The following is a 16,511-nucleotide window of genomic DNA, read 5'->3' as shown; positions in this document are numbered from 1 at the left end:
CGAATGTTACGTGTGTTGCGCACCCTCGGTATCGCCGCCCTGCTGGCGAGCATGTCCCTCGTCGCCGCCCCTCCCGCGAGCGCGGACCCGCTCGCGGCCGTCGGCGGCGGCACCGGGATCATCTTCCGGCTGGCCCCGACCCCGGAGGCGCCCACGAGCTACACCACCTGCACCCTCACTGCCGTCGGCCGCGACTCGGCCGGCAACCTGGTGGGCCTCACCAACGCCCACTGCTTCATCGACGCGCAGGGCAAAAAACTGGTCGGCGAACCGGTCTACCGGGACAGCTCGCCCGCGGGGACGGCCTTCGCTCCGGCTCCGCCCGAGGCCAGCCGCCCCGATCTGGCGACCGGGGCCATCGGCACGGTGACGTACGTCGGGACGCCCAACAACCTGCTCAGCACCGGCCCCAAGGGCCTGGACTACGCGGTGATCAAGCTGGACGAGACCCGGGTCGCCCCCACCAGCACGGTCGGCGGGGTCACCATCACCTCGATCGGGGCTCCGCCCGCCAACGGGACGCGCATGTGCAAGGAGGGACACCGCACCGGGCTCACCTGCGGCATGAAGCTGGGCACCAGCGGAATCTGGTTCACCCACCTCATCTGGACCAACGCCGGCGACTCCGGTGCCCCCGTCGTCGCCGGTCAGACGCTGGTCGGCAATGCGTGGGGGGTCCAGCACAGTTCGCCGATCCTGAGCATCATCGACGAGATGAACGCCAACGGCGGAGTGGGAGCCGGCTTCCACCTCGCGTCCTGAGCGGGGCGGCCGCTCGGCCGGGAAGGCCGCTCAGCCCGGTACTCCCTCGCCGGGTGAGGGCGGCGGGAGCAGCCGGGCGGCCTCCGGGTCTTCGGCGAAGGTGAACAGGCCGGCGGTGCCGGTCAATTCGAACAGCCGCTGCAGCTGGCTGTGCAGCGGGCCGGCCAGCACCAGGGCGTGTTCCTCGCGGGCGCTGAGCAGCACGTGCAGGAGCGAGGAGTCGGCGAAGACGACGCCCGACAGATCGACGATCGTCCGCCGGGCGCCCACGGCGCGCACGGTGGACAGCGCCTCGCGCACCTGCGGCGCGGCGTCCTGGTCGAATTCCCCGGACAGGCGGAGCAGGCCGGTCCCACCCGGCTCGGTCAGCGAGGAGACGCTGGTCGCTTCGCAAGCGGTGGAGGCGACGTGCGCCGTCAGTGACACTGCGTGGCGGCCGCCGGACTGCGGGGACCGGTTGTTCATGTAACGCATGGCTGCCCGTCCTTGTGCGGTGGGCGCGGCGAGGGACATCCGCTGGGGCCATCTCCCAGCATGACACCGACTGCAGCCCGGCACCACGAAGGACTACCCAGCGTGACGACCGGCTGCTCCCGCGACGGACGGGGCGGGGTGGGCCGCGGCCGTGGCGATCTTGGGCAGGGCGTAGGAGTGTTCCTCGGCCAGCCAGGCCACCAGCTCTTCCCGCACGGCGCACCGTACGGTCCAGAGCCGGTCCGCGTCCTTCGCCGTGACGACGGCCCGCAGCTGGATCGTGCTGGGCGTGGTGTCCGTGACCGCGAGGTCCCAGCCGCGTCCGTCCCATGCCTCGCAGCCGTCCAGGATCTCCTTGAGCTTGTGGCGCACGAGGGCGACGGGTGCCGAGTGGTCGCAGTGGAGGAAGACCGTGCCGGTCATCTGGGCCCCGCCGCTGGACCAGTTCTCGAAGGGCCGGGCCGTGAAGTACGACACCGGCATGGTGATGCGCCGCTCGTCCCAGGTGCGGACGGCGAGGTAGGTGAGCGTCACCTCCTCCACCACGCCCCATTCCCCGTCCACGACGACGGTGTCCCCTATGCGCACCATGTCGCCGAAGGCGATCTGGAACCCGGCGAACAGGTTGCCGAGGGTCGACTGGGCCGCCACGCCGGCCACGATGCCGATGATGCCCGCCGAGGCGAGCACCGAGGTGCCGAGGGCCCGGAAGCCGGGGAAGGTCAGCAGCATGGCCGCGGCGGCCACCAGCGCGACGACGGCGGTGACGATCCGCATGATCAGCGTGACCTGGGTGCGGACCCGCCGGAGCCTGGACGGATCGCGGGTGCCGGTGGCGTAGCGCGCGTACGAGGACTCGACCATTGCGGACGCGATGTGCACGACCAGCCAGGCGCCCGCCCCGATCAGCACCAGGGTCAGGAGCCGGCTCACTGCCGTGTTGTGCTCCTGCAGCGGCGGCCAGCCGATCTGCCGGTACGAGCCGCGCAGCAGGGCGGCCAGCAGCACCAACCGCAGGGAAACGCGGCTGCGGCGGAGCAGGCTCCACAACGGGGTGTCCGGGTGGCGCGCATCCGCCCGCCGCAGCAGGAGGTCGACGAACCAGCCTGCGGCGAGTGTGAGGACGGTCGAGCCGCCCAGGACCATCAGCAAACGGGCAAGGCTGTTCATGGCTCCTCGTAGACAGGTCGGCAGCGGGCGATGCCGTCGCGCGTGCCCGACCCTTGCGGAGCCAAACCGCCCCGCCCTGGTTCGGATGGGGCCGTCGTGACCGTGGTGGCCGTCGTGACCGTCCAGGCCGTCGCGGCGCGGCCTCTGCGGCGTCGGCACGTGTGCGCCGTACGGCGCGGGGCACACGGGCACCATGACCGTGGCCAAGACGACTGTCCTCGTACTCGACTGCGCGGAGCCCGAGCGCCTCGCGCACTTCTATGCCGCCCTGCTCGGCGCGGAGACGGGCCCCGCCGACGGGGATCCGGATCTGGTGCTGGTGAACGGTGGCGGCACCCTGCTGGGGATCCGCCGCGACCGGGGCCACGCTCCGGCCTCCTGGCCGCGGCCGGAGGACTCGCAGCAGGCGCACCTCCGCATCCTGGTCGCCCCCGGCGACCTGGACGAGGCCGAGCGGGAGGCCGTCGGTCTCGGGGCGCGCCCCGTGACGGCGACTCAGGAAGGCGAGGTCGCGCTGGACGACCGGACCGACCTGCGCCGGTACACCGATCCGGCCGGGCACCCGTTCGTCCTGGTGGCGACCCCGCTGCCCTGAGCGCCGAGCCGGGACCGCCGCCGCGGCGGCGGGTTCAGTCGCCCGGCGACCAGAAGGCGGTGAGACGGCCCGCGCCGGGTGCGAGGCCGCTCCAGGGGCCGGTGAAGGTGAGGACGGCGGCCGCGGCCTTGGGGAAGCCCGAGCGGAGCCGGCCCACCAGGTCGTCCGGGCCGTCCCCGCACAGGGCGGTCGCGGCCTCGTGGAACCCGGGGTTGTGGCCCACCACGAGCAGTCCTCCCACCCCGTCCGAGGTCTCCTTCAGTACGGCGATCAGCTCGTCGGCGGTCGCGTTGTAGAGCCTGTCCTCGTAGACCGTCGGGGGCGGCTCCTCCAGCTGTGCCTCCATGACCTGCCAGGTCTGGCGCGTGCGGCGCGAGGGGGAGCAGACCACCAGGTCGGCCCCGAAGACGGACTGCGCGAGCCACCGCCCGCACTGCAGCGCGTCGCCTCGTCCCCGGTCGGTCAGGGCGCGGTCGGGGTCGTCCGCGGCGTCCTTGGGCACGGCCTTCGCGTGCCTGACCAGAATGATCCGGCGTTCCTCGGAGGCGGCCACCGGCACTCCCTTCGGTCACGGTCGGGTGCCTACGCGGCCACCCTCCCACCGCACCGCCCCGCACGCACGCGCACGCACGGATGCATGCGTGCGCAGTCGATGCGGGCCGCGCGTCATTCCGGGTGCTCTCCCGGTCCGAACGGCTGTGCGGCCAGCGGCGTGGGCGACAGGGCGGTCACCTCCTCCCCCGGTTCCAGCAGGGTGTCGGCCGAGCCGACGATCAGCGGGTCGGGGCGGCCGACGGCACGCCCGTCCTTGTTGGCGTAGTCGATCCGCGAGAGCAGGCTGCGCATCGCCTCCAGCCGCCCGCGGCGCTTGTCGTTGCTCTTGACCACGGTCCACGGCGCGTGGGCGGTGTCGGTGGCCCGGAACATGGCGATCTTGGCGGCGGTGTAGTCGTCCCACAGGTCCAGGGAGGCCACGTCCGTCGGGGACAGCTTCCACTGGCGCACCGGGTCGACCTGCCGGATCGCGAATCGGGTGCGCTGTTCGCTGCGGGAGACGGAGAACCAGAACTTGACCAGGTGGATGCCGTCCTCGACGAGCATGCCCTCGAAGGCCGGGCACTGGTGGAGGAAGAGCTCGTACTCCTCCTGCGTGCAGAACCCCATGACCTTCTCGACCCCGGCGCGGTTGTACCAGGACCGGTCGAAGAAGACGATCTCGCCGGGGGCGGGCAGGTGGGCGATGTAGCGCTGGAAGTACCACTGGCCGGCCTCCCGGTCGGTGGGCTTGTCCAGCGCCACGATCCGGGCGCCGCGCGGGTTGAGCCGCTCGGTGAACCGCTGGATGGTGCCGCCCTTGCCGGCCGCGTCCCGGCCCTCGCAGATCACCACGAACCGCGCGCCGGTGTCCTTGACCCAGCGCTGGAGCTTGAGCAGTTCGATCTGCAGGATGCGCTTGGTCCGCTCGTAGTCGCCGCGCCGGACCTTGAGGTCGTACGGGTAGTTCTCCCGCCAGGTCTGGATCGCCGCCCCGGAGGCGTCGAGCAGCACCGGCTGCTCCGGCCGGCTCGCGTCCACGCTCAGGCCGGCGAGGAGCTCCTCGGGCCGAGGCGCATGGCCTTCTCCCATTCCTCGCCCCTACCCCGATCCGCGGCGCGGCAACGGGTCGGACCCCGTACGGCCTACGGGACGGACCCGGTCGGCGCACCGCCGCGGACCGGTGCGCCGGACACCCCCTAGAGGTCCGCGGCCCGCTCCAGGGTGCCGAGGTCGATGAACTTGAAGTCGGTGTTCTCGCGCTCCTCACCGTCGTCGCCGTTGGCGACGGGGGTGTTCCGGCCGTCCTGGACGACGAGGAGGCCGTTCGGGAAGCGGGATCCCAGCGGGGCGTTCAGGACCGCGGCGCCGTCGCATTCCTGTACGCCGTCCGGGGTGCCCCGCCGGCCGTCGACGATCCGGAAGCCCCCTTCGTACTCGTTGTCGTCGCCGATCTCGCGGTCGTACAGGGCGAAGGTGTCGTCGCCCTGGCTGGAGGCCATCAGATAGCCGTCGCCGTCGTCCTCGCGGTAGATGGTCAGCCCCTCGACGTCGGCCGACAGGTGGGCGCCGCCGTAGCCGGGGTCGCGGCCCGGCGTGCACTCCTCGGTGCTCTCGTCGTACGTGCCCGGTACGCCGTACTCGCGCACCCGGTCGATCAGGACGGGCGTGCCGGTGAGGTCGGCGGGGATCCGCCAGATGCCGACGTCCTCCTGGCCGGCGTAGAGCGTGCCGTTGTCGGGGTCGACGACCATGCCCTCCACCTGGGGCAGTTCTCCGGGGTCGGCGCACGGCGTCCAGCGGCTGCCGTCGGGGAGGGCGAAGGAGGACGGCAGGTCGATGCGGCGCACCAGGTCGTAGCGGATCGTGCCGGCGGCGGTCGCCTTGATCTCCAGGAGCGCGACGGTGGTGGTGCTGCGCCGGCTGACCAGGGCGTAGGAGCGTCCCGTGGTCCGGTCGCGCCAGGTGGCGAGGCCGTAGGCGGTGTGCTGTTCGTCGACCTCGTCCTGGTCGGCGGAGAAGATCGCGGCCGCCGCGGGGTCGGTCACGTCCACCAGGGGGGCCTGGCGGTGTGCGCCGTCGATCCGGTAGAAGCGCAGGCGGTCATGGCCGCGGTCGGTGACGACGGCGACATCGCTGCGGCCGCCGGACAGGCGCAGGCCGGAGAGGAGGTCCACGTTGTTGAACCGGCCGGGCGCGTGGTCCGGTCCGGGAGCGGCGGGGGCCGCGATCGACTGCACCTGGCGGGCGTCCAGGTCGTACACGCGCAGGCCGCCCTCCTTGGCCGTGGCGACCACGAGGCTGCGGCCGGGGTCGGCCGGGTTGCGCCAGATGGCCGGGTCGTCGGCGTTGGCGTTGCCGCCCGCCTCGTCGTCGTACAGGGCGGGGGTTTCGGCGACGGCGGCGACGGGGGGAAGGACCGCGCCGGCCGGGGTGGAGGAGGCGGGCGACGAGACGCCGAGGAGGACGGCGAGCGCGCCGGCCGCGCTGGTGGTCCACCGGGCAACATGTGGGTGCTTCAAGGACGTTACCTCCGAGTATCCAGTGTGACGCCCCGGACGTTCGCAGTCGACGGCGAACGGGCGGCGCGGCGGCGGTCAACAGCGGATGAACTCTTGCCGGGACGGGCCGAGGAGGGAATGGGGGGCGGGCGGCGGACTTCCGGGGGTGCGCCCGGTGCTGCCGTGCGGGACGGTGGCGTCCGTGCCTACCGTGGAGACGGGCGGTGATCAGTGTGGAGGGTGCGGAGTTCGCGGGCCTGCTGAGTTCGCTCCTGCAGGTCGCGCACCGGGTCGGCCCCAGTGAGCTGCCTGCCCTGGTGCGCAGCTCGGCGCGGTCGCTGGGGCTGCTCGACGCGGTGATCTACCTGGCGGACGTACAGCAGGTGCGGCTCGTCCCGCTGGCCTGGGATCCCGGGGGGGCCGGGGGTTCCGGGGTTTCCCGGGAAGGGCCCGACCGGGAGGAGGGCGGCGGCGCACCCGGTCTGCCGGTGGACGGCACCCTCGCCGGATGGGCCTACCGGACCGGTGTCATGCAGCTGACGTCCGGGACCGAGCTGGTGGTGTGGCTGCCGCTGGTGGACGGCATCGAGCGGGTCGGTGTGCTGCGGGTGACCGCTCCGTCCCTGGATGCCGCCCTGCTGGAGCAGTGCAGGACCCTGGCCTCGCTGGTCGCCCTGCTGGTGGTGTCCAAGTCCGGCTTCAGCGACACGATCCTGCGCAGCGTGCGGACCCGGCCCATGATCACCCAGGCCGAGCTCGCCTGGGCCTTCATGCCGCCGCGGACCATCGGAACCAGGTACGTGACCTCCAGCGCGGTCCTCGAGCCCGCCTACGAGATCGGGGGCGACGCCTTCGACCACGCGCTCACCTCACGCACCCTGCACATGACCGTGGTCGACGCCATGGGCCACGACCTGGCCGCCGGGCTGTGTTCGGCCGTCGCCCTGGCGGGCTGCCGGTCCACCCGACGCTCCGGCGGCAGCCTCGCCGACATCACCGACGCCGTGGACGAGGCGTTGCACCGTTGGCTGCCCGAGCGGCTGCTGACCGGGGTCTTCGCCGATCTCGACCTTGTGACGGGCGGCCTGACCTGGGTGAATTGCGGACATCCCGCGCCGCTCCTGATCCGCCGCCAGCACGTGGTCACCGATGCGCTGCAGCGCGCGCCGCAGCTCCCGCTCGGCATCAGTTCCGCCCACGCGCCGCGCGCGCCGAGCATCGTCCACCACGCCCACCTGGAGCCGGGCGACCGGATCCTCATCCACACGGACGGGATCACCGAGGCCCGCTCCGCCACCGGTGAGGAGTTCGGTGAAAGACGCCTGATCGACACGGTCGTACGGGCCACCGCCGCGGGCGAGCCCGCCCCGGAGGCCCTCCGGCGCCTCATCCGCGGCGTTCTCGACCACCACCACGACCACCTCAGCGACGATGCCACGATCCTGCTGGCCGAATGGCATCCTCCCGCCGGAGCACAGCATGAGCCGTCAGAACCCTCCGAAGCGTCCGAACAGTCAAAGCCGTCCGAGCCCTCCGAGCCGGTCGAGCCGTCCGAGCCGGTCGCCGGCTGAGCCGCGGGCCGTACGGAGCGGCCCGCCGCCCGCCCGTGGCGGGGCCGCCGCGGGCGAGGCACGGCGGCTCCTCGCCGAGTACGGCCGGACCCACGCGAGCGAAGCGGGCATCCGGCTGCGGGACACCCCGGCGCCGCTCTACCAGCTGCTGACGCTGTGCGTCCTGTTCGCCGTACGCATCCGGGCCGACATCGCGGTGGCCGCGGCGCAGGAGCTCTTCGCGGTGGGGCTGCGCACCCCCCGGGCGATGGCCGCGTCCTCGTGGCAGGACCGGGTGGACGCGCTGGGCCGTGCGCACTACCGCCGGTACGACGAGAGCACGGCCACCGCGCTCGGGTCCGGGGCCGAGTTCCTCCTCGACCGGTACGGCGGCGACCTGCGCAGGCTCCGCAAGGAGGCCGGCGGGGACCCGGGCCGGGTCCGCGAGCTCCTGCAGGAGGTGCCGCGGATCGGCCCGGTCGGGGCGGACATCTTCTGCCGGGAGGTGCAGGGGCTGTGGCCCGAGCTGCGGCCGTCCTTCGACAGCCGGGCCCGGCACGCGGCCGCCGAGCTGGGTCTGCCGGACGCGCCCGGGGACCTGGCGGCCCTGGTCCCGGCCGCCGACCTGCCGCGGCTGGCGGCCGCCCTGGTCCGCGTGGAGCTCGCCCGGCCTGCGGCCGGGCAGTCCTGAAGACCGCTAGGCAGTCCTGAAGATCCGGTCCAGGTGGTGGCGCAGCACCTCGGTGGCCGACTCCGGCCCCCGTTGCCCCACCAGGATGCTGGTGCCCATGCCCGCCGCCATGGCGAGCAGGCCGACCGCCTCCGTGCGCGCGTCCGTTCCCGGGTCGGCCAGGCCGGCCTCCTGGGCCTGCCGGAGCAGTCCGGTCAGGGCGTTCTCGGCGGCGTCGGGGTTGTCGATGAAGGGCTGGGCGGCGAGTGCCTCGTCGGTCACGGACAGGACCGCGTACGAGGTGTAGAGCAGGTGGAAGGTGCGGCTCTCCTCGTCGGTGGGGAGGGACGACAGGAGCAGTGCCTCGATGGTCGCGCGCGGGCCCGGGTCCGTACCGGCAGCTGCGAGGCGGGCGCCCACGCGTGCGGTGAAGCGGTCGGTGAGGAGCTGGAGGCCGTGGAGGAGCAGCTTCTCCTTGGTGTGGAAGTAGTACTGCACGAGCCGGAGTGACACCCCGGCCTCGGCGGCCACGTCGCGCATGCCGACCGCGTGCAGTCCGCGCCGTCCGGCGACCCGGACGAGCGCCTCGGCGATCTGGGTGCGGCGTTCCTCGTGGTCCACGCGCTTCGGCATGTGTCGTGTCTCCGCCCGTCGGTGGTGGGTTCGCGGTCCGCTCCCCGGGCCTTGATGGTACCGCCGTATCACCATCATGGTACGGTCGTATCACGAAGAACGGATCTCCCGGAGGTGCCCACGTGCCCGAGAACACGACCCGAGCCCGCACCCGCGCACGACGCGACGTCGGCCGCTACGTGAACGACACCCTGCGCGACCGGTACTTCGCCGCCTGCGACGCGGTCTACGCGATGGGGGCGCCCGCCCGTTCCGAGACGGACGTCGAGACCGGCTTCGGCACCACGCACGTCTACCGGTACGGGCCCGCGGACCCCGCCGCCGAGGACCGTACGCCGGTCGTCCTGATCCACGGCGCGGGCTTCTGCTCCGCCATGTGGTATCCCAACACCCCCGCGCTCAGCGCCGAACGCCCCGTCTACGCCCTCGACACCCCCGGCGACGCCGGCCGCAGCGTGCACCGCGAACCGATGTGGCAGCCGGAGCGCGCCGCCCAGTGGCTCGACGAGGCTCTCGACGCACTCGGCCTGGACCGGGTCCACCTCGTCGGGTCCTCCTACGGCGGCTGGCTGGTGCTGAACCAGGCGCACCGCCGGCCCGGACGGCTCGCGTCCGTCACCCTGCTAGACCCGGGCGGTCTGGAGAAGGTGGGCCTGCGCTTCTTCGCCTGGGTCTTCGTCAGCCTCTTCGCGAGCTTCGCCCCCAAGGCGCTGCGCCCGCGCCTCGCCGCCTGGCTGGAGCAGCCGGTGCTCGTCGTCCCCGAGCTGCGCCGGATGATCCAGGCGGGTGTCCGGGCCTTCCGGATCCGCCGCCCCGCGCCACTGCCGCTGGCCGAGGACGCGCTGCGTTCCATCCGAACCCCGGTCTACCTGGTCCTCGGCAAGCGCAGCCTGCTCCTGAACCCGAAGCGGCAGCTGGAGCGGGTGCCGCGGCTGATCCCCGGGGCGCGCGCCGAGATCATCGCCGCGACCGGCCACGGACCGCAGATCGACCACCCCGACGTCGTCAACGCCCGGATGCTGAACTTCATGGAGGACGTCGACTCCCTCGACCCGGCGGCCGAGCGCGGCGCCGTCGGCGCATAGCGCCGGGCCGCGGCGGAGGCGGCCGGCGTCCTGCTCAGCGGCGGCAGGTGAGGGATAGGCGGTGTCCGGCGGATCAGGCCCGGCCATGATCCGCCGGACACCCCCCGAGCGGGGTTCGGGCGGCCGTCAGCGGGCAGGCGCTCCGGTGACGAGGCACTCCCCCGTCCGGGAGGACACCGTGAAACTGCAGTTCCTCAGCCCCCTGTACGAGCATCCCGGCCCGATCGCCTCCGTCTTCCTCGACACCTCCCGCGACCTCGGCGCCGGCGACCCGGACCGGGCCGTCGAGCTGCGCTGGCGGAAGCTGCGGGCGAGCCTGCTCGCCCACGAAGCCGACCCGCCCACCGTCGACGCCGTAGCGGAGGCCCTCGGCACCGACCGCGACCGCGAGGTGGCCGGGCGGCACGGCCGGGGCGTCTTCGCCGCCCACGGGCGGGTCGTACTGGCGGCGCGCCTGCCCGAACCGCCCGCCGAGGACAGCGCCCGGTACGGGATGCTGCCGGACGCGATGCCCCTGGCCTTCCAGCGCGCCCCGGACATCCCCTACGCAGCGGTCGTCATCCACCGCCTGCACGGGCGCGGGCCCGGGGCCGGCCCCGGGCCGGACGCGTCCCCCCTGCCCTCCCCCCCCCCCCCCCACACCCCCTCCCCTGGGCTCGTCACCCCCCGCCTGCCGGGGGGGGGCCCGGGGCCCGCCCCCGGCCCCGACGGCGCCGGGGAGGAACTGGAGCTCGAACACGAGACCGGCAGGTGGCCGGCGAGCCGGGTTTCGCCCGGAGCGCGCTCCCACCGGCGGATCCCGGTCGAGGGCTGGCCCAAGGAGGCCGAACAGCTCCTTGCGGAGCTGGTGGCGGGCGTGGAGGCCAACGGTCACGAGATCGTCGTCGTGGCCGGCGACCCGTGGGCCGTCAACAGTCTCGTGCGGCCAGCACCCCGGAAGCTGCACGGCCATTTCGTCAAGTTGAAGGACGGCGGGCCGGCGCGGCCGGAGCCGGGCCGGGCGCTGCTGGAGGAAGAGCTCGCCGTCCTGCTCGACGGCCGGCTGTCCGAGCACGACCGGCGCGAGCTCGATGCGTACCTCGGCCAGCGCGCCCGGCACCGCGAGTACGTCGAGGGGATCGCCGCCGCGGTCGCCGCGCTGCAGCGGGGACAGGCACAGGCGCTGATCGTCAACCGGCCGGCCGCGCCTGCCGAGCATCTGTGGGTCGGCGCCGCGCCCACCCATCTCGCGCTGCGCGGGGAGGACCTGCACGACTTCGGGCTGCACTACTACTGGGAGGAACCCGCTCCCGGCGCCGCCCTGATCCGGGCGGCGGCCGGCACCCAGGCCGATCTGGTCGTCGTATCCCGGGAGGAACTGCCTCTGGACGACGGGGTCGCGGTCCTGCTCCGCTACTCCCCCGTGTGACCGGGGTGCCCCGGTCAGCGCAGGTGGCCCGCGCGCGGGCCCGGCGACGGAGAGGCGGCGGGCGGTCAGCCCGGCAGGGGGCGGGCCCGGACTCCCTGGGCGGGTTCCTGGCCGCCGCCCGTCGGAAGGATGCGGACTTCGCCCCGGTCGCTGATCTCCGCGCGGACGATGCCGGTGGCGTCGACGTAGACGGGGTGGCCGCCGGGACCCGTCTGGTCGGTGATGGCCACTTCCACGATGTCCTGGCCGGCGTCGGGGCCGTCAGGGAAGACCAGCTCGTACCGCTGGGTCGTCATCCGCGTTCCTCCCGTCGCCGTCCCCCCGCCATCGTGTGACCGCCGGGCCCGGCCCGCACCCCGGCAGCGGCCGACCGGTGCGACCGTGGACGTGCGGGCCGCCTACCGGGACCCGCCGGAGGACGAGGAGCGAGCAGCCGTGACGGACCCGAACCCGAACGTGGACCCGAACCCGAACCTGGACCCGAACCCGAACCCGAACCTGGACCCGAACCCGGATCTGGATCTGGACCCGGACCCGGACCCGGATCTGGACCTGGACACCTTCACCGAGGCGATCGACGGCCCCATGTACGTGGTCACGGTCGCGGCCGGTGGCCGACAGGCGGGCTGCCTGGTGGGTTTCGCCTCGCAGTGCTCGATCCATCCGCCGCGGTTCGCCGTCTGGCTGTCCACCGCCAACCACACCTACCGGGTCGCCTGCGAGGCCGCCTACCTGACGGTGCACGCACTGCGCCGGGACCAGCGCGCACTGGCGGAGCTGTTCGGCGGGGAGACGGGCGACCGCGTGGACAAGTTCGCCCGGACCGCCTGGCGGCCGGGCCGGGACGGCAGTCCCGTCCTGGCGGAGGTGCAGGCCTGGTTCACCGGCCGGATCGAAGGCCGCATGCCGGGCGGCGACCACGTGGGCTTCGTGCTGGCGCCCGTCGAAGGGTGCCCGCCCGCGGCCGGTGGGGCGCCGGAGCAGCTGCGGTACGGCCAGATCCGCGACCTGGAGGCCGGCCATCCGGCGTGAGCCGGGCCCCGTCCCCGTTCAGCTGCGGCTGCCGGCCAGCAGCCGGGTGGTGATGCCGGCCAGGCGGGCGCCCTGGTAGCGGGCCGCTTCGAGGATGTTCTCGCCGGGGGCACCGGTGCCGGAGGCGTGTGCGGTGCCGTACGGGTTGCCGTTGGCGGCGTAGACCACCGGATCGGTGTAGCCGGGCGAGACGATCAGCGATCCCCAGTGGTGCAGCGTGTTGTAGAGGGCCAGCAGGGTGGACTCGTTGCCGCCGTGCAGGTTGGCGGCGCTGACGAACGCGGTGGCGGGCTTGTCGGTGAAGGCGCCCTGGGCCCAGAGGCCGCCGGTGCCGTCGAGGAACTGCTTCAGCTGGGCCGAGACGTTGCCGTACCGCGTCGGGGTGCCGAAGGCGTAGGCGTCGGCCCAGGTGAGGTCCTCGTGGGTGGCCGCCTCGATCTCGCGGGTGGCTTCGATGTGCTCGCGCCAGGCCGGGTTGGAGTCGATGGCCGCGTCGGGGGCCAGTTCGGCGACGCGGCGCAGACGGACTTCGGCGCCGGCCTTCTCCGCGCCCTCGGCCAGGGCCTGGGCCAGCTGGTGGACCGTGCCGGTCGCGGAGTAGTAGATCACGGCGATCTTGGGGGCGGTGCTCATGGCGGGGATCCCTCCCGGAGACAGAAGAAACGGATGACTATCCGGTTCGCTGGGACACCAGTGAACCGGATAGTCATCCGCTTAGCAAGGTGTTCTCCCACCGAACCGGATAACCGTCCGGTACGCTCGCTCCCAGAGCTTCAGATCAGACCTCCAGACCTCCAGAGGGCAGGACGTGGGAGAGCAGCACCGCACCGAACTCCCGCTCGCGGGGCGACGACCCCCCGTCGAGCGCGCCGACGCGGCCCGCAACCGTCGCAAGATCCTCGACGCCGCGGCCGAGATCGTCGCAGGGCAGGGCCCCGAGGCGCTGACCATGAACGCCGTCGCGCACGCCACGGGCATCGGAGTGGGTACGGTCTACCGCCGGTTCGGCGATGTCTCGCAGCTGGTCTACGCCCTGCTGGACGAGCGCGAACTCCGCTTCCAGGAGGCCTTCCTGAGCGGCCCGCCCCCGCTCGGCCCCGACGCACCGCCCGCCGAACGGCTGCGGGCCTTCCTCCACGCCCTGGCCGATCGCATCATCGAACAGCAGCAGCTCATGCTCGCGGGCGAGGCCGCCTCCCCCGGCGCGCGCTACACCAGCGGCCCGTACGCCGCGATGCACACCCACGTGACCACGCTCGTCCGCCAGGTCCGCCCCCAGGCCGACGCGCCGACCCTGGCACACCTGCTGCTCGCACCCTTCGCCCCGAGCCTGATCGGCCACCTCACCCGGGCACACGGCCTGACGGCGGCCCAGATCAAAAGCAGCCTCGACGACCTCCTCGACTTCAGTCGATGACGGCGGTGGCTTCGGCCTCGACCAGATGGCCGGGTACGTCCAGTGCCGCAACACCCAGCAGCATGGCTGGCGGCACCGGCACGCCCGGGATGCCCGGGATGCCCGGGATGCCCCCCAGCTTCGCGGCGGCCCGGGCGACCTTCTTGAGGGAGGCTCAGCACGGCCTGACGGGCTGGAGATTGTGGACGTAGCGGGCCGAGACCCAGCCGTTGATGCCGTGGAGCCGGTACCAGACGGGGTTTCCGTCGACCCAGTTGCCGTGGGTCCGGCAGGTGAGGAGGATCCGCTGGTGGGGGCTGAGGGTCTTGATGACGGGGGAGGTGACGGTGGGCCGGATGCGGACGTTGAGCCCCCCTTCGGAGACGACGATTCCCACCGGGTGGGCCGGCTCCGACCCGGGTCCGGCCTTCGCCGTGCGGGGGACGCGCGTGCGGTCGCCGTCGTCGAGCGCCCAGCCGGCCGACGTCCCCGTCGGCCCGGCGAGCAGACCCGCCGCCACCGCGCACACCATCGCCGCCTTCGTCACCATCGGCCCGCTCTCCCGCCGGTCGTCTTGTCGTACCCGGCTCGACTATCGCCTCGGCGCGTACCGCGAAAGGGGCGGACACGCCCCGCGTTCAGTCGGACGGCCCACCCCGCAGCCGGTCAGCCGAGCCGGTGCACCCGCTGGTTTCCGAGTTCGTACCGGGCTCCGACGACGGCCAGCTTCCCGGTTCCGATCCTGGTGGCCAGGTCGGGCTCCGCGGCCAGGCGCGAGCGGACGAGCAGCACGTTCGCGGTGACCGCGGCGTCCACGCGGGCGTCGCCCCGCAGCGTGCGGTCGATGGCGGGGCGGATCTGATCGGCCAGGTACCCCAGGTGTGCGGGCAGTTCGCCGCCGCCCTCGTCGGCCGCGACGGCGGCCGCCACGGCCCCGCAGGACTGGTGGCCCAGCACCACGACCAGTGGGATCGCCAGCTCCAGGACCCCGTAGGCGATGCTGCCGAGCACCGCCTCGTCCAGGACCTCGCCCGCAGAGCGCACGGTCAGCAGATCGCCGAGCCCCTGGTCGAAGACGAGCTCCGGCGGCACCCGGGAGTCGACGCAGCCTAGGACGACGGCGAAGGGGTGCTGCCCGCGGATCAGCGCCTGCCGTACCGGCCGCGTCTCGTCGGGGTGGCGTTCGTGCAGCGTCCGCCACCGCCGGTTGCCGGCCGCGAGTTCCGCCAGCGCGGAGTCGGGCGTGGCCGGCCGCGGCTTCCGCATGTCCGTACGGGATCCGGTCGGGGTGGCGGGGAGGCCGGCGGCCAGCCCGGTGCTCAGGGCCAACGCCCCCGTCAGGCCGGCGCGGACGAGCCTGCGCCGCCCCGGTTCCCGTTCCCCACCACTTGCCGTCATACCGGTACAACCTAGGCGCGCAGGCCCTCCCGGCCATCCCGCCCCGCACCCGCATCACCCACCCGGCCGCTGCCCTGTCACCGGAGCCGCCGTCCCGGTGCTCCCCGGAGTGCCGGGGAGCAGCGGGGTAGCGGGGTAGCGGGGGTGCCGGGGAGCCCCGGGACGCAGTTCAGCCGACGGCGGGTATGTGCTGGGTGACGCAGTGGACTCCGCCGCCGCCCCAGGCGAGGGTGCGTGTGGGGATGCCGACGATCTCGCGGCCCGGGAAGAGGGTGCGGAACCGGTTCAGCACGGCGGCGTCTTCCGGGGCTTGGGCGGTGGGGACCACCACGCTGCCCCGGGTCTCGTAGAAATTGGTGTAGCTGAAGGTCTCCACGCGCAGCCCGTTGAGCGTGAAGTGGGGCTGCTCGTGCAGTTCGACCAGGTCGAAGCGCCGGCCGGACGCGTCGGTGGCGGCCTGGAGGACCGCCTTGTTCGCGGCCGTCCGGGCGTGGTTGGGGTGGGCCGGGTCCGGCTGGGTGTGCAACAGCACTCTGGCCGGGCCGAGGTAGGCGGCGACCAGGTCGACGTGGCCGTCGGTGACGGTGTCGTTGTGCAGCCCGTACGGCAGCCAGATCACCTTGGCGGCCCCGTAGGCAGCGAGCAGGGCGGCCTCGATCTGGCTCCGGGTGAGACCGGGGTTCCGGTTGGGGTTCAGCAGGCATTCCTCGGTGGTGATGAGGGTGCCCCGGCCGTCCGTGATCACCGCGCCGCCCTCCAGGACGAGGTCCACCTCCCGCCGGGGGACGGACAGGTGGGCGCAGACCCCGGTCGGGAGCAGGTCGTCCTTGTCGTACGGGTACTTGTTCCCCCATCCGTTGAAGCGGAAGTCGAGCCCGGTGAGGCGCGTGCGGCCGGGGTCCAGGGCGAAGACCGGGCCGGTGTCGCGGGTCCAGCAGTCGTTGACGGGGTATTCGATCACGGTGACCCCGCTGCCGCACTGGCTGCGGGCCTCGGCGGCGGTGCCGGGCTCGGCGACCATGGTGACGGGCTCGAAGCGTGCGATGCTCCGGGCGATGGCCGCTATCTCCTGCTGGACGTCCCTGAGCAGGCCGCCCCAGCCGACGTTCCGGTCCCAGGGCCAGGCCATGACGCAGCCGGAGTGCGGCTCCCATTCGGCCGGGACGGTGAGCGCGGCGGCGGGTGCCCCGGCCGGGGCGGCGGTGGCGGCGGTGCGGCTGCCGAGGAATGCCGTCGCGGCCGTGGCGAGGGCGGTGGTGCAGAACGTACGACGGGTGCTGCGGGGCAGGTGCATGGCGGTGTC

General features: G+C 73.4%; 19 protein-coding genes and 1 pseudogene. 8 read left to right on the top strand and 12 right to left on the bottom strand.

Features of this window, described 5'->3' with window-relative positions:
- The first annotated feature begins 3 nt into the window (after positions 1-3).
- Positions 4-762 (top strand): trypsin-like peptidase domain-containing protein, encoded by a 759-nt coding sequence (locus AB0447_RS17500; protein ID WP_366477551.1) that lies wholly within the window; start codon positions 4-6, stop codon positions 760-762.
- 30 nt (positions 763-792) lie between these two features.
- Here the strand turns inward: AB0447_RS17500 and AB0447_RS17495 are convergent, their stop codons facing one another.
- Both AB0447_RS17495 and AB0447_RS17490 read right to left on the bottom strand, forming a co-directional pair.
- The gene (locus AB0447_RS17495) at positions 793-1,236 is read right to left on the bottom strand and encodes an STAS domain-containing protein (RefSeq protein ID WP_366477550.1); all 444 of its coding nucleotides are present in this window, start codon (positions 1,234-1,236) and stop codon (positions 793-795) included.
- A gap of 93 nt (positions 1,237-1,329) precedes the next feature.
- Positions 1,330-2,406, bottom strand: coding sequence for a mechanosensitive ion channel domain-containing protein (locus tag AB0447_RS17490; RefSeq protein ID WP_366477549.1), 1,077 nt, complete (start codon positions 2,404-2,406; stop codon positions 1,330-1,332).
- Between the two features lie 193 nt (positions 2,407-2,599).
- Between AB0447_RS17490 and AB0447_RS17485 the strand changes: the two genes are divergently transcribed.
- Complete coding sequence (locus tag AB0447_RS17485) at positions 2,600-3,001, top strand: VOC family protein (protein WP_366477548.1); 402 nt, start codon at positions 2,600-2,602, stop codon at positions 2,999-3,001.
- Positions 3,002-3,035: 34 nt separating this feature from the next.
- Here AB0447_RS17485 and AB0447_RS17480 read toward each other — a convergent pair whose 3' ends face one another.
- The 3 genes from AB0447_RS17480 to AB0447_RS17470 all read right to left on the bottom strand — a co-directional run bounded on the left by AB0447_RS17480 (position 3,036) and on the right by AB0447_RS17470 (position 6,057).
- Positions 3,036-3,554 carry a histidine phosphatase family protein gene (locus AB0447_RS17480; RefSeq protein ID WP_366477547.1) on the bottom strand — a complete coding sequence of 173 codons (519 nt, stop codon included), beginning with the start codon at positions 3,552-3,554 and terminating at the stop codon, positions 3,036-3,038.
- A 113-nt stretch (positions 3,555-3,667) separates the two neighbouring features.
- Positions 3,668-4,627: a polyphosphate kinase 2 gene (gene ppk2 / locus AB0447_RS17475; RefSeq protein WP_366477546.1), complete on the bottom strand. Its 960-nt coding sequence runs from the start codon at positions 4,625-4,627 to the stop codon at positions 3,668-3,670.
- A gap of 107 nt (positions 4,628-4,734) precedes the next feature.
- Positions 4,735-6,057: a phytase gene (locus AB0447_RS17470; RefSeq protein WP_366477545.1), complete on the bottom strand. Its 1,323-nt coding sequence runs from the start codon at positions 6,055-6,057 to the stop codon at positions 4,735-4,737.
- Positions 6,058-6,260: 203 nt separating this feature from the next.
- Here AB0447_RS17470 and AB0447_RS17465 point away from each other — a divergent pair, with 203 nt between their 5' ends.
- The gene (locus AB0447_RS17465) at positions 6,261-7,607 is read left to right on the top strand and encodes a PP2C family protein-serine/threonine phosphatase (protein WP_366477544.1); all 1,347 of its coding nucleotides are present in this window, start codon (positions 6,261-6,263) and stop codon (positions 7,605-7,607) included.
- Positions 7,516-8,277 (top strand): endonuclease, encoded by a 762-nt coding sequence (locus AB0447_RS17460; protein WP_366477543.1) that lies wholly within the window; start codon positions 7,516-7,518, stop codon positions 8,275-8,277. The genes AB0447_RS17465 and AB0447_RS17460 overlap by 92 nt, the downstream gene beginning before the upstream one ends.
- 6 nt (positions 8,278-8,283) lie before the next feature.
- On the opposite strand, the gene AB0447_RS17455 is transcribed toward AB0447_RS17460, so the two are convergent.
- Entirely contained in the window at positions 8,284-8,889 is a 606-nt protein-coding gene (locus tag AB0447_RS17455; protein ID WP_366477542.1) for a TetR/AcrR family transcriptional regulator, read from the bottom strand.
- Positions 8,890-9,011: 122 nt separating this feature from the next.
- Here AB0447_RS17455 and AB0447_RS17450 point away from each other — a divergent pair, with 122 nt between their 5' ends.
- Together AB0447_RS17450 and AB0447_RS17445 are read left to right on the top strand one after the other, a co-directional pair.
- Positions 9,012-9,974 carry an alpha/beta fold hydrolase gene (locus AB0447_RS17450; protein ID WP_366477541.1) on the top strand — a complete coding sequence of 321 codons (963 nt, stop codon included), beginning with the start codon at positions 9,012-9,014 and terminating at the stop codon, positions 9,972-9,974.
- Between the two features lie 178 nt (positions 9,975-10,152).
- Positions 10,153-11,382: a hypothetical protein gene (locus AB0447_RS17445; RefSeq protein WP_366477540.1), complete on the top strand. Its 1,230-nt coding sequence runs from the start codon at positions 10,153-10,155 to the stop codon at positions 11,380-11,382.
- A gap of 65 nt (positions 11,383-11,447) precedes the next feature.
- Here AB0447_RS17445 and AB0447_RS17440 read toward each other — a convergent pair whose 3' ends face one another.
- The gene (locus AB0447_RS17440; RefSeq protein ID WP_366477539.1) at positions 11,448-11,678 is read right to left on the bottom strand and encodes a DUF6296 family protein; all 231 of its coding nucleotides are present in this window, start codon (positions 11,676-11,678) and stop codon (positions 11,448-11,450) included.
- Between the two features lie 289 nt (positions 11,679-11,967).
- Between AB0447_RS17440 and AB0447_RS17435 the strand changes: the two genes are divergently transcribed.
- The gene (locus AB0447_RS17435; protein WP_366477596.1) at positions 11,968-12,414 is read left to right on the top strand and encodes a flavin reductase family protein; all 447 of its coding nucleotides are present in this window, start codon (positions 11,968-11,970) and stop codon (positions 12,412-12,414) included.
- An 18-nt stretch (positions 12,415-12,432) separates the two neighbouring features.
- Here AB0447_RS17435 and wrbA read toward each other — a convergent pair whose 3' ends face one another.
- Positions 12,433-13,047, bottom strand: coding sequence for an NAD(P)H:quinone oxidoreductase (wrbA, locus tag AB0447_RS17430; RefSeq protein WP_366477538.1), 615 nt, complete (start codon positions 13,045-13,047; stop codon positions 12,433-12,435).
- A gap of 175 nt (positions 13,048-13,222) precedes the next feature.
- Between wrbA and AB0447_RS17425 the strand changes: the two genes are divergently transcribed.
- Positions 13,223-13,831: a TetR/AcrR family transcriptional regulator gene (locus AB0447_RS17425; protein WP_366477537.1), complete on the top strand. Its 609-nt coding sequence runs from the start codon at positions 13,223-13,225 to the stop codon at positions 13,829-13,831.
- Here the strand turns inward: AB0447_RS17425 and AB0447_RS17420 are convergent.
- From AB0447_RS17420 to AB0447_RS17405, 4 genes and pseudogenes are all read right to left on the bottom strand, one after another.
- Positions 13,821-13,910: pseudogene (locus AB0447_RS17420) on the bottom strand (RidA family protein); the annotation flags it as partial. The gene AB0447_RS17425 and the pseudogene AB0447_RS17420 sit on opposite strands and share 11 nt — an antisense overlap.
- Positions 13,911-13,985: 75 nt before the next feature.
- Positions 13,986-14,360, bottom strand: a complete 375-nt coding sequence (locus tag AB0447_RS17415) for an SH3 domain-containing protein (protein ID WP_366477536.1) — start codon at positions 14,358-14,360, stop codon at positions 13,986-13,988.
- Between the two features lie 116 nt (positions 14,361-14,476).
- The gene (locus AB0447_RS17410; protein WP_366477535.1) at positions 14,477-15,208 is read right to left on the bottom strand and encodes a carbonic anhydrase; all 732 of its coding nucleotides are present in this window, start codon (positions 15,206-15,208) and stop codon (positions 14,477-14,479) included.
- Between the two features lie 169 nt (positions 15,209-15,377).
- On the bottom strand, positions 15,378-16,502 hold the full coding sequence (locus AB0447_RS17405) for an agmatine deiminase family protein (protein WP_366477534.1): 1,125 nt from the start codon (positions 16,500-16,502) through the stop codon (positions 15,378-15,380).
- Between the last annotated feature and the right edge of the window lie 9 nt (positions 16,503-16,511).

Source organism: Streptomyces sp. NPDC051211 (genome assembly GCF_040689505.1).
Lineage (GTDB): Bacteria > Actinomycetota > Actinomycetes > Streptomycetales > Streptomycetaceae > Streptomyces.
This window is presented reverse-complemented; position numbering and strand designations above follow the sequence as displayed.

Bases quoted from the DNA above. Each gene is read 5' to 3' on its own strand.
- AB0447_RS17485 (WP_366477548.1), top strand. From the start codon at position 2,600: ATGACCGTGGCCAAGACGACTGTCCTCGTACTCGACTGCGCGGAGCCC.
- AB0447_RS17405 (WP_366477534.1), bottom strand. From the start codon at position 16,502: ATGCACCTGCCCCGCAGCACCCGTCGTACGTTCTGCACCACCGCCCTC.
- AB0447_RS17435 (WP_366477596.1), top strand. From the start codon at position 11,968: ATGTACGTGGTCACGGTCGCGGCCGGTGGCCGACAGGCGGGCTGCCTG.
- AB0447_RS17415 (WP_366477536.1), bottom strand. From the start codon at position 14,360: ATGGTGACGAAGGCGGCGATGGTGTGCGCGGTGGCGGCGGGTCTGCTC.
- AB0447_RS17490 (WP_366477549.1), bottom strand. From the start codon at position 2,406: ATGAACAGCCTTGCCCGTTTGCTGATGGTCCTGGGCGGCTCGACCGTC.
- AB0447_RS17410 (WP_366477535.1), bottom strand. From the start codon at position 15,208: ATGACGGCAAGTGGTGGGGAACGGGAACCGGGGCGGCGCAGGCTCGTC.
- AB0447_RS17495 (WP_366477550.1), bottom strand. From the start codon at position 1,236: ATGCGTTACATGAACAACCGGTCCCCGCAGTCCGGCGGCCGCCACGCA.
- AB0447_RS17440 (WP_366477539.1), bottom strand. From the start codon at position 11,678: ATGACGACCCAGCGGTACGAGCTGGTCTTCCCTGACGGCCCCGACGCC.
- AB0447_RS17460 (WP_366477543.1), top strand. From the start codon at position 7,516: ATGAGCCGTCAGAACCCTCCGAAGCGTCCGAACAGTCAAAGCCGTCCG.
- AB0447_RS17455 (WP_366477542.1), bottom strand. From the start codon at position 8,889: ATGCCGAAGCGCGTGGACCACGAGGAACGCCGCACCCAGATCGCCGAG.
- wrbA (WP_366477538.1), bottom strand. From the start codon at position 13,047: ATGAGCACCGCCCCCAAGATCGCCGTGATCTACTACTCCGCGACCGGC.
- ppk2 (WP_366477546.1), bottom strand. From the start codon at position 4,627: ATGGGAGAAGGCCATGCGCCTCGGCCCGAGGAGCTCCTCGCCGGCCTG.
- AB0447_RS17500 (WP_366477551.1), top strand. From the start codon at position 4: ATGTTACGTGTGTTGCGCACCCTCGGTATCGCCGCCCTGCTGGCGAGC.